Raw genomic sequence first — 12,739 nt, 5'->3', positions numbered from 1 at the left:
GTTCATGCGGGTGGCGCGACCGCACCGACAGCTTCGAGACTTCCTCATGACTTCCGCCTTCGCCTCTCTTGCCCTCGGGACGCTGCTGGCGCTCTCCGCTACCGTGCCGCTCCACGCTCAGGTCCCGGAGAACTGGCCGCAGGTGAAATGCGAGCGCTGGCGCAGCGCCTATGACGAGGCGCTCAAGCGCTTCGGCAGGAAGGGGCTCGGGCAGGAATTCATCGCCGGCAACGACGCCTTCATCGCCTCCGGCTGTCAGAGCCCGCTCGACGTCTGCCCGCGCAGCGCCGAGGAGCTCAACTTCGCCAATGTCATGGTGATGGCGGGCATGAATGCGAGGCTCTCCTCGACCTTCATGCCCTACGCTTGCCGGAAGTCGTGACCCGGCGCTAGAGCAGGGACATGTGCAGGCCGGTCCCGGCGACGACACCGTCGGCGACCGCAAGCGCGACGCTGTGCCGGGCCGTTGCGGCATCGCCCGCCGCGTAGACGCCGGCAATGCTCGTCTGCTTCATCCCATCGACGCGCAGCAGCGGACCGAAGGGGCCGTCATCGAAAGCGCAGCCGAGCTCTTCCGCCAGCGGGCTCGCCGGGCAGATGCCGGCGGCCACGAACAGCGCCTTGACCGGTGCCAACCGGCCATCGGCGAGGCGCAGGCCCGCCATCGCCGTCCCGTCGCCCTCGGCTGCCACGATCCGAGCACGCTCGACAGCAACGCCGCGCCGCTCCAGCAGGGCGGCCGCCTCGGCGTCCGGCTCGGCCTCACCGTTGAGGAACAGCGTGACGTCGCCCCAATCGGCGACGAGCGCCGCCTTCAGGGCAGAGAAGGAGCCGCTCGCCAGCACGCCGAGCTTGCCGCCCCCGAGTTCGTAGCCGTCGCAATAGGGACAGTGCAGCACGCTCTTGCCCCAGCGTTCCCTCAGGCCGGGGATCGCGGGCAGCTCGTCGCGCACGCCGGTCGCGAGCAGGAGGCGGCGCGCCTGGTGCTGATGACCACCGGAATCCGCGACCGCAAAACCGTCTTCTTTGATCTCGGCATTGTTCGCCCTGGCGTCCCGCCACGCAACAGTCGGATAGGCGAGGAGCTGCGCCTTCGCCTCTGCGACGATCGCCGCCGGCTCGCGCCCATCCTGGCCGAGGAAGCCATGCGAATGGCTGGAGAAGCGGTTGCGCCGCTGGCCTTCGTCGATCACCAGGATGCGGCGGCGCGCCCGCGCCAGCTGCAAACTGGCCGAGAGGCCGGCGAAGCTGCCGCCGACGATGATGGCGTCATAGGGCGTGGTCGCGTTTGGCATGGGCTTGTCTCCGTTCATCGAAGCGGCGGCTGAAATCCGCCGCGAGATCGGACAGCCGGACCCGGTCGAAATGGCCGGCGAGCAGCGCCTCGGCTTCCGCGAACGCTTCACCCAGCGCCGCGTTGACCGCCTGCTCGACTAGGCATTGCGGTTGCTCGCTGCGATGGCCGAGTGCGATCAAAGCGGGCTCGCCCAGCGCGCGGTGGACGTCACCAAGCGTGATCGCATCGAGCGCACGCGCCAGCGTCCAGCCGCCGCCATGGCCTTTTTCGGAGCGAACCAGCCCGGTTTCCCTGAGGCCCGCCATGGTGCGGCGGATCACGACCGGATTGGTGCCGAGGCAAGCCGCGAGCTCCTCCGAGGTCATCGGGGCGCCGCGATCGGCCATGTGCAGCAGCACGTGCAGGGTGGCTGAGAGCCGGCTGTCCTGTTTCATGTAACTTTCAATGTTACATGATTATGACCCTGTCAAGCGCCCCGTGAAGTACGGGCATCGCGCGGTTGCGGTTGCCCAAACGGCGTCAAGCGTTTATGTGCAGCGCAACGAATTCCAGATTCACGCAACGCACAGGCTGCGCCGGCCGGGTTTTCCCTGCCGGCTCGCGGTCTTGAACCAAGGCCGCTTCTCGCATGTCCATGCGCAACATCGCCATCATCGCCCACGTCGACCACGGCAAAACCACGCTCGTCGACAAGCTGCTGCAGCAGTCCGGCGCCTTCCGCGAGAACCAGCGCGTCGCCGAGCGGGTGATGGATTCCAACGACCTCGAGAAGGAGCGCGGCATCACCATCCTGGCCAAGGCCACCTCGGTGGTCTGGAAGGATACGCGCATCAACATCGTCGACACCCCCGGCCACGCCGATTTCGGCGGCGAGGTCGAGCGCATCCTCAACATGGTCGATAGCGCGATCGTGCTGGTCGACGCTGCCGAGGGCCCGATGCCGCAGACCAAATTCGTGGTCTCCAAGGCGCTGAAGCTCGGCCTTCGCCCGATCGTCGCGATCAACAAGGTCGACAAGCCCGACGCCCGCGTCACCGAGGTGATCAACGAGGTCTTCGACCTCTTCGCCGCGCTCGACGCCACCGACGAGCAGCTCGACTTCCCGATCCTCTACGGTTCGGGCAAGCAGGGCTGGATGGCGCCCTCGCCGGAAGGTCCGCAGGACCAGGGCCTGGCGCCGATGTACGACCTGATCCTGAAGCATGTGCCGGAGCCGCGCATCGAGGAGGGGCCGTTCCGGATGATCGGCACGCTGCTCGAGGCCAACCCCTATCTCGGCCGCATCATCACCGGCCGCGTCGTCTCGGGCACGGCCAAGCCGAACCAGACCGTCAAGGTTCTCTCGGGTGACGGCTCGACCGTCGAGACCGGCCGCATCACCAAGATCCTCGCCTTCCGCGGGCTCGAGCGCACGCCGATCGAGGAAGCGATCCCGGGCGACATCGTCTCGATCGCCGGCCTGGTCAAGGGCTCGGTCGCCGACACCTTCTGCGACCCCTCGGTCGAGACCCCGATCAAGGCCCAGCCGATCGATCCGCCGACGGTGTCGATGACCTTCATGGTCAACGATTCCCCGCTCGCCGGCACCGAAGGCGACAAGGTCACCACCCGCGTCATCCGCGACCGCCTGTTCAAGGAGGCCGAGGGCAATGTTGCGCTGAAGATCGAGGAAGCTTCCGACAAGGACAGCTACATCGTCTCCGGCCGCGGCGAATTGCAGCTCGCCATCCTGATCGAGCAGATGCGCCGCGAGGGCTTCGAGCTCGGCGTCTCGCGTCCGCGCGTCGTGCTGAAGCGCGACGAGGCCGGCCAGCTGCTGGAGCCGATCGAGGAGGTCGTCATCGACGTCGACGAGGAGCATTCCGGCGTCGTCGTGCAGAAGATGTCCGAGCGCAAGGCCGACATGCTGGAGATGCGTCCGTCGGGCGGCAATCGCCTGCGCCTCGTCTTCCACGCCCCGACCCGCGGCCTGATCGGCTATCAGGGCGAACTGCTGACCGACACGCGCGGCACCGCGATCATGAACCGGCTGTTCCACGACTACCTGCCCTATAAGGGCGAGATCGGCGGGCGCCGCAACGGCGTGCTGATCGCGATGGAGACCGGCGAGGCCGTCGCCTACGCGCTCTGGAACCTCGAAGACCGCGGCCCGATGATGATCGAGCCCGGCTGGAAGGTCTATCAGGGCATGATCGTCGGCGAGCACACCCGCGAGAACGATCTCGAGGTGAACGTGCTCAAGGGCAAGAAGCTCACCAACATCCGCACGACGTCGAAGGACGAGGCCGTCCGCCTCACGCCGCCGATCCGGATGACCCTGGAGCGCTCGCTCGCCTGGATCGACGATGACGAGCTGGTCGAGGTCACCCCGAAGTCGATCCGCCTGCGCAAGGGCATCCTCGACCCCAACGAGCGCAAGCGCTCGCAGAAGATCAAGGCGGAAGTCGCCTGAGCCTGGCCGCTGCCAACGCTCCCGTCGAGATCCTGCTGATCACCGGCCCGGCCGGGGTCGGCAAGTCGACCCTGTGCTGGGAGATGGGGGATGTGCTGGCTGAGGCCGGCATCGCCCATGTCGCGATCGAGAGCGACGAACTCGATCGCGTCTTCCCCAAGCCCGGTGCGGAGGAACTCGCTCCCCTTGCGCCCGGCGCCCGCGACCTCAGCCAGCTCAATCTCGCCGCTCTCTGGGGCACCTATCGCGCGCTCGGCCATACCCGCTTGATCATGTCGGGCGTGATGCTGCATGTCGGTTTCGACAAAAGCTGGATCCTCGCCGCCATTCCCGACGCCCGCATCACCGTGGTGCGGCTGCGCGCCGGCGACGAGGCGTTGCTCGAGCGTCTCGACCGCCGGGAGACGGGCGCGGGGCGTGAGGCCCAGATCGAACGCTCGTTGCGGCAGGCCAGCCGGATGGCAGGCGAGGCGCCGGACGGTTTCGTCATAATCGATACCGACGGCCGCACTCCGCCCGAGCTGGCCCGTGACGTGCTCAGCAAGGCCGGTTGGCTGTAAAGCTTGGGCTAACGAGGTCGGGCTGCTCAGCCATTGCGGGCCTGCCTTGCAACAGGTGCGATTGTCTCCCGCTTTCAGCTCTGCTCCCTTGCGCTCCGCTCAAAGGGGAAGGATGTCACCATGCAGTTCCGCAATCTCGGCCGCTCCGGCCTGCGCGTCTCGCTCGTCGGCCTCGGCTGCAACAATTTCGGCGGCCGGATCGACCTCGAGGCGGCGCGCAAGGTGGTCGACGCCGCGATCGAGCAGGGCATCACCCTGTTCGACACCGCCGACATGTACGGCAATCGCGGCGGTTCGGAGCTGGCGCTCGGCGAACTGCTCGGCGCCCGCCGCAAGGACATCGTGCTCGCCAGCAAGTTCGGCATGAACATGGACGAGGAGGGCGTGAAGAAGGGCGGCTCGCGGCGCTACATCATCGAGGCGGTCGAGGCCTCGCTGAAGCGGATGAAGACCGACTGGATCGATCTCTACCAGTTGCACCGGCCCGACCCGCTGACTCCGATCGAGGAAACGCTGCGCGCCCTCGACGACCTGATCCGCCAGGGCAAGGTCCGCTATATCGGCTGCTCGAACTTGCCGTCCTGGCAGGTCGCCGACGCACATTGGACGGCCAAGACGCTCGGCCTTGAAGGCTTCGCTTCGGCCCAGGACGAGTACAGCCTGCTGGTGCGCGGCGCCGAGAAGGAGCTGATCCCGGCCATCAGCCATTTCGGCATGGGGCTTCTGCCCTATTTCCCGCTCGCCAACGGCCTGCTCACCGGCAAGTACCAGCGCGGCGCCCCGATGCCGGTGGGTGCGCGCATGACCCGCGAGGCGCAGCGCGCCGGCGAGGTGCTGACCGAAACGAACTGGGCCAGGACCGAGAAGCTCGCCGCCTTCTGCGACGCACGCGGAAAAACGCTGCTGGAGCTCGCCTTCTCCTGGCTCGCGGCTCAGCCAGTCGTCTCCAGCGTCATCGCCGGTGCGACGAAGCCGGAGCAGGTTGCAGCCAACGTCAAGGCGGCGGACTGGGTGCTGACCCCGGAGGAGCTCGCCGAGATCGACGCGATCACGCGCTGAAATCGGCCGCGAGAGCGCCTCAAAGAAGCCCAACCGCCAAGCGAAAGCGTTTACGCTGTCTCACTGTCCATGCGACGGGGCAGGGAGACTGTTGTCAAATCCCCGCGCCTGGGTTTCCCTTGCGCAATTGCAGTTGAGGCCGCCGACTCCGTGATGCGCATCGCCCGTCTCCTGGCGTTCGCCCTGTGCCTAGCCGCCTTGCCGGCTGTGGCGCAGGACAAGCCTGCTGCGGCACCTCCGCCGGAGCCGATGCGCATCGTGCTGACGCGCAGCGCCGAGCCCTGCGAACCCGATTGCCGCGAATGGCTCGCCGCCCAGGGCGCGATCGGCAAGGACACGCTCGCCGAACTGCGCCGGGCGCTCGCCGAGCTGAACGGGCGCAAGCTGCCGCTGCTGGTCTACTCGACCGGCGGCACGGTCGAGACGGCGATCGCCATGGGCGAGCTCGTCCGCAAGAGCGGCCTCGACATCGCCGTCGCCCGCACCGTCTTCAGCCAGCGCGACCCGGCGCTCGGCACGATCGACGAGCGCAGTCCGCTCTGCGCCTCGGCCTGCACGCTTCTCCTTGCCGGAGGGCAACGCCGGATCATCCCGCCGCAATCGCGCATCGGCGTGCACCAGCAGACCATCGTCGAGACCGAAACCACGACGGTGCGCGACTACAAGATCGTGCGCGGGCGCAAGGAACTGGTCGACGAGAGAACGGAAACACGGACGGTCAAGCAGGAGCAGGCGACCGGCGAAATCGACGCCAAGATGAGGCGCTATCTCGAAGCGATGGGGCTCGACCGCTCCTTCCTCGAGGTGACCGTGTCCACGCCCGCCGACACGATGCGCTACCTCAAGCCCGACGAGATGCAGGCGACCACGATCGCGACGGAAGTCGGGCCGGCTTCGCTCGCCTTCTCGACCTCCAGGTCCCTGCGAGGCTCGACCGGACCTGCCAACCTAGGCGCGGCACCAGTGCTGCCGGCAACGCTGGTCGCGCCGGCTACCCCGATCGGCTCGGTCGAGCTCGGCCCGCATCGCGGCAGCATCCTGCGATTGGCGCTGTCGGTCGGAGAGGGTCGGTACCAGCAGACGGCCGCCCTGCAGTTTCAGCTCTTCATCGGCCAGGCAGCGCTTCCGACACGCTTGCGGACCGTCACGATAACCCTGCCTGGGAGCCCGCTGATCGTCGCGTCGAACGAGGACGGCTCTGCACCCGAGGGGCCGATGACGGCCGAGATTCAGCGCGAGTTCATTTGCCGACTTACTGATCGGAGCGCCGTCTTCCTGCGTGTCGACCCACCGGCCGAGGACAGCAGCCCTGCCAGCTGGCAGCGCACCGGGACTGCCGCTGAGGTGCTGCGCCTGCCGAACCTGCGTGCCACGCTCTGTCGCTAGCCCCCTTGGGTCTTGCCGGCGAATGACGCCACGTGCCGTCACATGAAATCCCATCCGGAACCAATCGCTCGTCCGCAGGCGAAATCGATTACATGCGCGTCCTGCGTGCAATCGACACTGCCTTCAATGTGAGCTTGACGGGTCCGGGCTGATCAGATCACCTTCCCTCCAATCCGACGCGCCGCACGAAAGCGCGCGGCCGCAAACGAGGGAGAAACGCCGTGTTGAGACGCCATTTTCTCGCCGCGGGCTTCGCGCTCGCGGCCTTCGGCAGCGCATTCCCCGCTTTCGCCCAGAGCAAGGGCCCGGTGATCGGGGTCAGCTGGTCGAACTTCCAGGAGGAGCGCTGGAAGACCGACGAGGCGGCAATCAAGGCCGCGATCGAGAAGGTCGGCGGCACCTATCTCTCGGCCGACGCCCAATCCTCGCCGGCCAAGCAGCTCACCGATGTCGAGAGCCTGATCGCCCGCGGCGCCAAGGCGATCATCGTGCTGGCGCAGGATGCGCAGGCGATCCGCCCGGCGGTGCAGAAGGCGGTCGACGAGGGCATTCCGGTGGTCGGGTACGACCGGCTGATCGAGATCCCGCAGGCTTTCTACCTGACCTTCGACAATGTCGAAGTCGGCCGGATGATGGCGCGCGAGATCCTGAAGGCGAAGCCAGAGGGCAACTACGCCTTCATCAAGGGCTCGAGCGCCGATCCCAACGCCGCCTTCTTTTTCAATGGTTCGATCGAAATCCTGAAGCCCGCCATCGACGCAGGCAAGATCAAGAACATCGGCGAGGCCTTCACCGACAACTGGCTGCCGGCGAATGCCCAGCGCAATATGGAGCAGATCCTGACGCGCAACGCCAACAAGGTCGATGTCGTCGTTGCCGCCAATGACGGGACGGCCGGTGGCGCGATCGCGGCATTGACCGCCCAGGGGCTCGCCGGCTCGGTCCCGGTCACCGGCCAGGATGCCGACCGCGCCGCGTTGAACCGTATCGCACTCGGCACTCAGACAGTGACGATCTGGAAGGATGCGCGCGAGCTCGGGCGCAATGCCGGCGAGATCGCAATCAAACTCGCCGGCGGCGCCAAGCTGACCGATATCGCCGGCACGACCAGCTGGGACCAGGGCCCGAGCAAGGCCAAGATGACCGCGCTGTTCCTGAAGCCGGTTCCGGTGACCAAGGACAATCTCGGCGTGGTGATCGACGCCGGCTGGGCGCCGAAGGCCGCCGTCTGCCAGGGCGTCGCCGCCGGCAAGGTCAAGGCCTGTGACTGAAGCTGCACCCGCGCCGGCAGCGCCGTCGCAGGATGTGAAGACGTTCGCCGATCATCTGCGCGCGATCGAGTTCGACGCGCGGATGGTCGGCATGATCGCCGCGCTGGCAGCCATCTGGCTCGGCTTCAACTGGCTCTCGGGCGGCGCCTTCCTGACGCCGCGCAATCTCTGGAACCTTTCGGTCCAGACCGCTTCGGTTGCGGTGATGGCCTGCGGCATGGTTCTGGTCATCGTCACCCGCAATATCGACCTCTCAGTCGGCTCGATGCTCGGCTTCGTCGGCATGGTCACCGGCCTCATCCAGGCCCGCTTGCTGCCCGATCTGATCGGCTTCGAGCATCCGGCGACCTGGCTGATCTCGATCGCGGCGGCGGTCGCGCTCGGCGGGCTGATCGGCCTGTTCCAGGGCGCGCTGATCGCCTATCTCGCCATCCCCTCCTTCATCGTCACGCTCGGTGGGCTCCTGGTCTGGCGCGGCGGCGCCTGGTGGGTGACGCAGGGCCAGACCATCGCGCCGATGGATTCGCGCTTCCGCCCGCTCGGCGGCGGCATCGAGGGGGCGATCGGCACCACCGCCTCCTGGGCGATCGGCCTCGTCATCTGCGCCCTGATCGTTGCCGGCATCGGCTTCGCGCGGCGCCGGCGCAAGCGTTATGGCTTCGCCCTGCGCCCGCTCTGGGCCGAGATCGTGCTCGCCGCGCTCGCCTGCGGCACGGTGATCGGCGCGGTCGCGATCGCCAATGCCTATGCCCTGCCGGCCGGTGTCGCCCGCCGCCTCGTCGAGGCGAAGGGCGGAAGCTGGCCCGAGGGCGGGCTCGTGATCGGCCATGGCCTTGCCGTGCCGGTGCTGCTGGCGCTCGCGGTCGGCGTCGCCATGAGCTTCCTGGCGCGGCGCCTGCGCTTCGGCCGCTATGTCTTCTCGATCGGCGGCAATCCCGAGGCAGCCCAGCTCTCCGGCGTCAATACGCGCAAAGTGCTGATGCTGGTCTACGGGCTGATGGGCATGCTGGTCGGCATCGCCGCCTGCATCTCGACCGCCCGCCTCAATGCCGCGACCAATTCGGCCGGCCAGCTCGACGAGCTCTATGTCATCGCCGCGGCGGTGATCGGCGGCACCTCGCTCGCCGGCGGCGTCGGCACCATCGCCGGCGCGATGCTGGGCGCCCTGGTGATGCAGTCGCTGCAGTCGGGCATGGTGCTGATCGGCGTCGACACTCCGCTGCAGAACATCGTCGTCGGCATCGTGCTCGTCCTCGCCGTCTGGCTCGACGGGCTCTATCGCAAGCGGCTGGGCTGAAGGAGGGCGCCATGGACGCAACTACGCCCCTCGTCGAGATGCGCGAGATCTCGATCGCCTTCGGCGGCATCAAGGCCGTCGACCATGCGAGCGTCGATCTCCATGCCGGCGAGGTCGTCGGCCTGCTCGGCCATAACGGCGCCGGCAAGTCGACGCTGATCAAGATCCTGTCGGGGGCCTATCGCGCCGATGCCGGCGAGATCAGGATCGCCGGCGAGCCTGTCGCGATCTCCAGCCCACGCGACGCCAAGCGCCACGGCATCGAGACGATCTACCAGACGCTCGCTCTGGCGGATAATGTCGACGCCGCTGCTAACATCTTCCTCGGTCGCGAGCTCCTGACCTCCTGGGGCACGCTCGACGACAGCGCGATGGAGGCCGAGACCCGCAAGGTGATGGGCCGGCTCAACCCGCATTTCCGCCGCTTCAAGGAGCCGGTGAAGGCGCTTTCCGGCGGCCAGCGCCAGTCGGTCGCGATCGCCCGCGCGATCTATTTCGACGCGCGGGTGCTGATCATGGACGAGCCGACCGCAGCGCTCGGCCCGGCCGAGACCAAGCAGGTCGCCGACCTCATCCTCGAGCTGAAGAAGCAGGGCATCGGCATCTTCCTGATCAGCCATGATTTGCACGATGTCTTCGACCTCGCCGACCGCGTCAGCGTGATGAAGAACGGCAAGGTCGTCGGCACCGCCCATGTCCGCGACGTCACGCAGGACGAAGTGCTGGGCATGATTATTTCCGGCAAATGCCCGCCCGGCGCTGTGGCCGGGCCGGGCGCGCTACGCAGCTAGCGCTGTTCGCGAAAGCGCGCGTTGCCTTATTCGGCGAGCTCCCGGATAAGAACTGCCCAATCCTCGTCTGCCACGTCGGTTGCTTGAAATGCAAACTGGCCTTGAACGAGAAAAAGACTTTCGAACCGCTTGCCGGATAACGACAGCAAAATCTCTCGCGCGCGATCTCGGGACAATTGCCGACGCGGCGTGCCCAACGGTTTAATTAAAAACGGAAGAACCCAAGACTTCGACCATACCTGCGACTCGGTTCGTTCAGGGTCGGCTTTGGAGTAAACGACGAATGGAACGGTAAGGCTACGAGTCTCATTACAATAGAGAATGCCAAAAGCGCCAATTGGCATACGATCAGCCTTCGTTATACGCCCTTTGACAAACGTCGAATCGTCGCTCTCCCCAACTGCCCATAGCCCAGCACCTATTCCTGCCCAGATATTCGTCAGGTTATCGGAGGCGAACGAATAGAGCTTCATGGCTCAGCCCATGCACAAGATTGAGCCATGATGAATGCAGGCTCCTCGCCTTCAGCTTCGCCGCCTTTCGTGCTATTCGCAAGACGCTCCGAGAAGAAGGAAGTGAACTACCGCAAACCGTCCTCGCCCTTCGCCTCGGCATGGGTGAGCCCGCCGACGCGCGGCAAGGGCCGGCCGCCGCTAGTCAGGGCGACCGCGACGACGATCTCGCCGGCGCGCGGCGCGTCGGGAATGCGCACTTCCATGCCGTCGAAATGACTGCGGACATAGGCCGCGGCCTTGTGGCCGAGCGGCACGTCGAGGACGACACCGAGCGAGCCTCGCTTCTTCGAGGACGGGATCAGGGCCGGCGCCTTGCCGAGCAGCTTGCGCAGGGGCGCGCCGAGCTTGGGATGCAGGATCGCGGCGGCATGCTCCAGTTCGCCGTCCTCGCCGACGGCGGCGGCCTTGCCATAGCCCTGGACCGCCTCGCCCTCGATGCCGAGCGCCGCCAGCGCATGGCGGCCGAGCAGGTCGCCGAGCTCCTCGCCGATATCGATCAGCTCGGAGAGGTCATCCTGATAGGTGCCGGCGAAGGGATTGGCGATCACCGCGACGGCGGCAGCGCGCTTGATCGGCGGCGAGACGGCACGGCCAAGCTCGCTATGGGTCTCGTCGAGGACGGTGACGATCTTGCGGATCCTGGCTTTCATCGCAGGCCGTCCTCGCCCTTGATCTCGCTCGCCTTGAGCCCGCCGACGCGGGCGTGGATGCGCGGCCCGGTCGTCATCACCAGCGCAAACAGCAGTTCGTCGGCGCGGGGAGCGTCGGTGATGCCGATCTCGAAGGAGTCGAAATGGCTGCGGACATAGGACGCGTTGACGTGGGTGACGGGGATGTCGAGGCGCGTGCCGGGGCCGCCGACCTTCTTGGTCGAAGGCACGATCGCCTTGGCATCGCCCAGCAGTTCGCGCATGGCGTAGCCGCCCGGTACATGCCAGAGCGCGCCGTGCTCGAGCTCGCCGGCGGCGCCGACGATGGCGCCCTTGCCATAGCCCTGGATCGCCTTGGCATCGCCGCCCATCGCGGCGAGCAGGCGCTGCGCCATGGCGAGACCGAAGGGTTTCAGATCATCCATGAAGCCCTGGATGTCCTCGACATAGCGGCCGGCGTAGGGGTTGGCGATCACGGCCAGCGCCGCGCCGCGCTTCAGCGGAACCGCAGCGGCCGGGCCGCCCTCGTGATGGATCTCCTCGACGGTCACGGCGTATTTGCGGACGGCGATCTCAGGCACGGGCAAGTCTCCTCTCGGGGTCTTCTTGAACGATCATAGGCGTGGGAAGCGTGCGGCTCACGCCCTGAAGATGCATGGCGGCCGAGACGATCAGGCCTGTGGCGCGCAGGCGCTCCGCCTCAGCGACGCCGGCGGCGAGCGCGGTCTCGATCTCGCCGGTGGCAAGCGGGCCGACATGGCGGGTGACTAGTCGCTCGCCAAGGTCGCTGTCGCTCTGGATGGAACTGGCTGGCTGGCGCTCGACTGCGGCATGGCCCGGTAAATCGATCGCATTGGCGATCACTGTCGCGGCGGCATCGGCCATGGCCGCGGTGGGCGCCAGCACGGTCACCGCCTCGGCGATCCCCAATGAGAAGCTGCGGCCGGGATAGCCGGATGTGGCGATGCCGGCGACGCCGTCCTCGGGCCGGATCGTCGCGGTGGCGAAGAACTCCGGCCGATCGGGCCGCTTCACCAGCCCGATACGGAACTGCTCGCCGGAAGCGAGATAGAGGGCGATATCGCCGCCATTGTTGACATAGGCGCGGGAGAGCGGCGCGGCCTGGCACATCACGCCGAGGATTTCCTGCGCGACCGAGGCGGCGACGGCCGCCATCGGCGTGATGAAGCCGGTCTCAGCGAAGGGAGCTACCGCCGCATGCATGCGCCTGGCGACTGGGCCGAGCGGCAGCGGGCTCGTCCTGCTGACGGCGGTGCGCAGCAGCTTCAACTCGTCGCAGAGTTCGGCAAGCAGACCGTCGAAGCGCAGGATGGCCGCCTCATGCGCGGCCTTGACCGCGCTTTGCTCGCCAACCGCCTCGATAACGAGATCGATCGGCCCCTGCTGCAGGAGCAGGCGCCTGCCATCCGGCAGAATCCGCGCGGAGGGCTTCTCCCACAT

At 67.1% G+C, this 12,739-nt stretch carries 14 protein-coding genes; 8 read left to right on the top strand and 6 right to left on the bottom strand.

The features are described 5' to 3' along the window. Positions 1–46: 46 nt before the first annotated feature. Entirely contained in the window at positions 47–382 is a 336-nt protein-coding gene (locus GV161_RS11700) for a hypothetical protein (RefSeq protein WP_152016106.1), read from the top strand. Positions 383–389: 7 nt separating this feature from the next. Here GV161_RS11700 and GV161_RS11695 read toward each other — a convergent pair whose 3' ends face one another. Beyond that, the gene (locus tag GV161_RS11695) at positions 390–1,295 is read right to left on the bottom strand and encodes an NAD(P)/FAD-dependent oxidoreductase (protein ID WP_201303013.1); all 906 of its coding nucleotides are present in this window, start codon (positions 1,293–1,295) and stop codon (positions 390–392) included. After that, complete coding sequence (locus GV161_RS11690; protein ID WP_152016108.1) at positions 1,270–1,731, bottom strand: Rrf2 family transcriptional regulator; 462 nt, start codon at positions 1,729–1,731, stop codon at positions 1,270–1,272. Before GV161_RS11690 ends, GV161_RS11695 begins: the two co-directional genes overlap by 26 nt. Positions 1,732–1,925: 194 nt before the next feature. Between GV161_RS11690 and typA the strand changes: the two genes are divergently transcribed. The 7 genes from typA to GV161_RS11655 all read left to right on the top strand — a co-directional run bounded on the left by typA (position 1,926) and on the right by GV161_RS11655 (position 10,113). Then, a complete protein-coding gene (typA, locus tag GV161_RS11685) occupies positions 1,926–3,749 on the top strand; it encodes a translational GTPase TypA (protein WP_152016109.1) in 1,824 nt (607 codons plus the stop codon). A gap of 92 nt (positions 3,750–3,841) precedes the next feature. Further along, complete coding sequence (locus GV161_RS11680; RefSeq protein WP_244624184.1) at positions 3,842–4,309, top strand: hypothetical protein; 468 nt, start codon at positions 3,842–3,844, stop codon at positions 4,307–4,309. 120 nt (positions 4,310–4,429) lie between these two features. Beyond that, the gene (locus tag GV161_RS11675; protein WP_152016111.1) at positions 4,430–5,368 is read left to right on the top strand and encodes an aldo/keto reductase; all 939 of its coding nucleotides are present in this window, start codon (positions 4,430–4,432) and stop codon (positions 5,366–5,368) included. A gap of 153 nt (positions 5,369–5,521) precedes the next feature. Further along, the gene (locus GV161_RS11670; RefSeq protein ID WP_152016112.1) at positions 5,522–6,754 is read left to right on the top strand and encodes a hypothetical protein; all 1,233 of its coding nucleotides are present in this window, start codon (positions 5,522–5,524) and stop codon (positions 6,752–6,754) included. A 224-nt stretch (positions 6,755–6,978) separates the two neighbouring features. Further along, positions 6,979–8,025 (top strand): D-xylose ABC transporter substrate-binding protein, encoded by a 1,047-nt coding sequence (gene xylF, locus GV161_RS11665; RefSeq protein ID WP_244624208.1) that lies wholly within the window; start codon positions 6,979–6,981, stop codon positions 8,023–8,025. A 34-nt stretch (positions 8,026–8,059) separates the two neighbouring features. Next, positions 8,060–9,322 (top strand): sugar ABC transporter permease, encoded by a 1,263-nt coding sequence (locus GV161_RS11660; protein ID WP_244624209.1) that lies wholly within the window; start codon positions 8,060–8,062, stop codon positions 9,320–9,322. 11 nt (positions 9,323–9,333) lie between these two features. Further along, entirely contained in the window at positions 9,334–10,113 is a 780-nt protein-coding gene (locus GV161_RS11655; protein ID WP_152016114.1) for an ATP-binding cassette domain-containing protein, read from the top strand. Between the two features lie 26 nt (positions 10,114–10,139). Here the strand turns inward: GV161_RS11655 and GV161_RS11650 are convergent, their stop codons facing one another. The 4 genes from GV161_RS11650 to GV161_RS11635 form a co-directional block, all read right to left on the bottom strand. Then, entirely contained in the window at positions 10,140–10,586 is a 447-nt protein-coding gene (locus GV161_RS11650) for a hypothetical protein (protein WP_152016115.1), read from the bottom strand. Between the two features lie 107 nt (positions 10,587–10,693). Beyond that, a complete protein-coding gene (locus tag GV161_RS11645) occupies positions 10,694–11,278 on the bottom strand; it encodes an amino acid synthesis family protein (RefSeq protein WP_152016116.1) in 585 nt (194 codons plus the stop codon). Further along, entirely contained in the window at positions 11,275–11,859 is a 585-nt protein-coding gene (locus GV161_RS11640; protein WP_152016117.1) for an amino acid synthesis family protein, read from the bottom strand. Before GV161_RS11640 ends, GV161_RS11645 begins: the two co-directional genes overlap by 4 nt. Further along, complete coding sequence (locus GV161_RS11635) at positions 11,852–12,739, bottom strand: UPF0280 family protein (RefSeq protein WP_152016118.1); 888 nt, start codon at positions 12,737–12,739, stop codon at positions 11,852–11,854. Before GV161_RS11635 ends, GV161_RS11640 begins: the two co-directional genes overlap by 8 nt.

This window comes from Bosea sp. 29B (genome assembly GCF_902506165.1).
Classification (GTDB): Bacteria; Pseudomonadota; Alphaproteobacteria; order Rhizobiales; family Beijerinckiaceae; genus Allobosea.
Note: the sequence above shows the minus strand (reverse complement) of the source record. Positions and strands in the feature narration are given on the sequence as shown.

Coding starts and splice junctions, on each gene's coding strand:
- GV161_RS11650 (WP_152016115.1), bottom strand. CDS start 10,586: ATGAAGCTCTATTCGTTCGCCTCCGATAACCTGACGAATATCTGGGCA.
- typA (WP_152016109.1), top strand. CDS start 1,926: ATGTCCATGCGCAACATCGCCATCATCGCCCACGTCGACCACGGCAAA.
- GV161_RS11690 (WP_152016108.1), bottom strand. CDS start 1,731: ATGAAACAGGACAGCCGGCTCTCAGCCACCCTGCACGTGCTGCTGCAC.
- GV161_RS11655 (WP_152016114.1), top strand. CDS start 9,334: ATGGACGCAACTACGCCCCTCGTCGAGATGCGCGAGATCTCGATCGCC.
- GV161_RS11700 (WP_152016106.1), top strand. CDS start 47: ATGACTTCCGCCTTCGCCTCTCTTGCCCTCGGGACGCTGCTGGCGCTC.
- GV161_RS11635 (WP_152016118.1), bottom strand. CDS start 12,739: ATGTGGGAGAAGCCCTCCGCGCGGATTCTGCCGGATGGCAGGCGCCTG.
- GV161_RS11675 (WP_152016111.1), top strand. CDS start 4,430: ATGCAGTTCCGCAATCTCGGCCGCTCCGGCCTGCGCGTCTCGCTCGTC.
- GV161_RS11645 (WP_152016116.1), bottom strand. CDS start 11,278: ATGAAAGCCAGGATCCGCAAGATCGTCACCGTCCTCGACGAGACCCAT.
- GV161_RS11695 (WP_201303013.1), bottom strand. CDS start 1,295: ATGCCAAACGCGACCACGCCCTATGACGCCATCATCGTCGGCGGCAGC.
- GV161_RS11670 (WP_152016112.1), top strand. CDS start 5,522: ATGCGCATCGCCCGTCTCCTGGCGTTCGCCCTGTGCCTAGCCGCCTTG.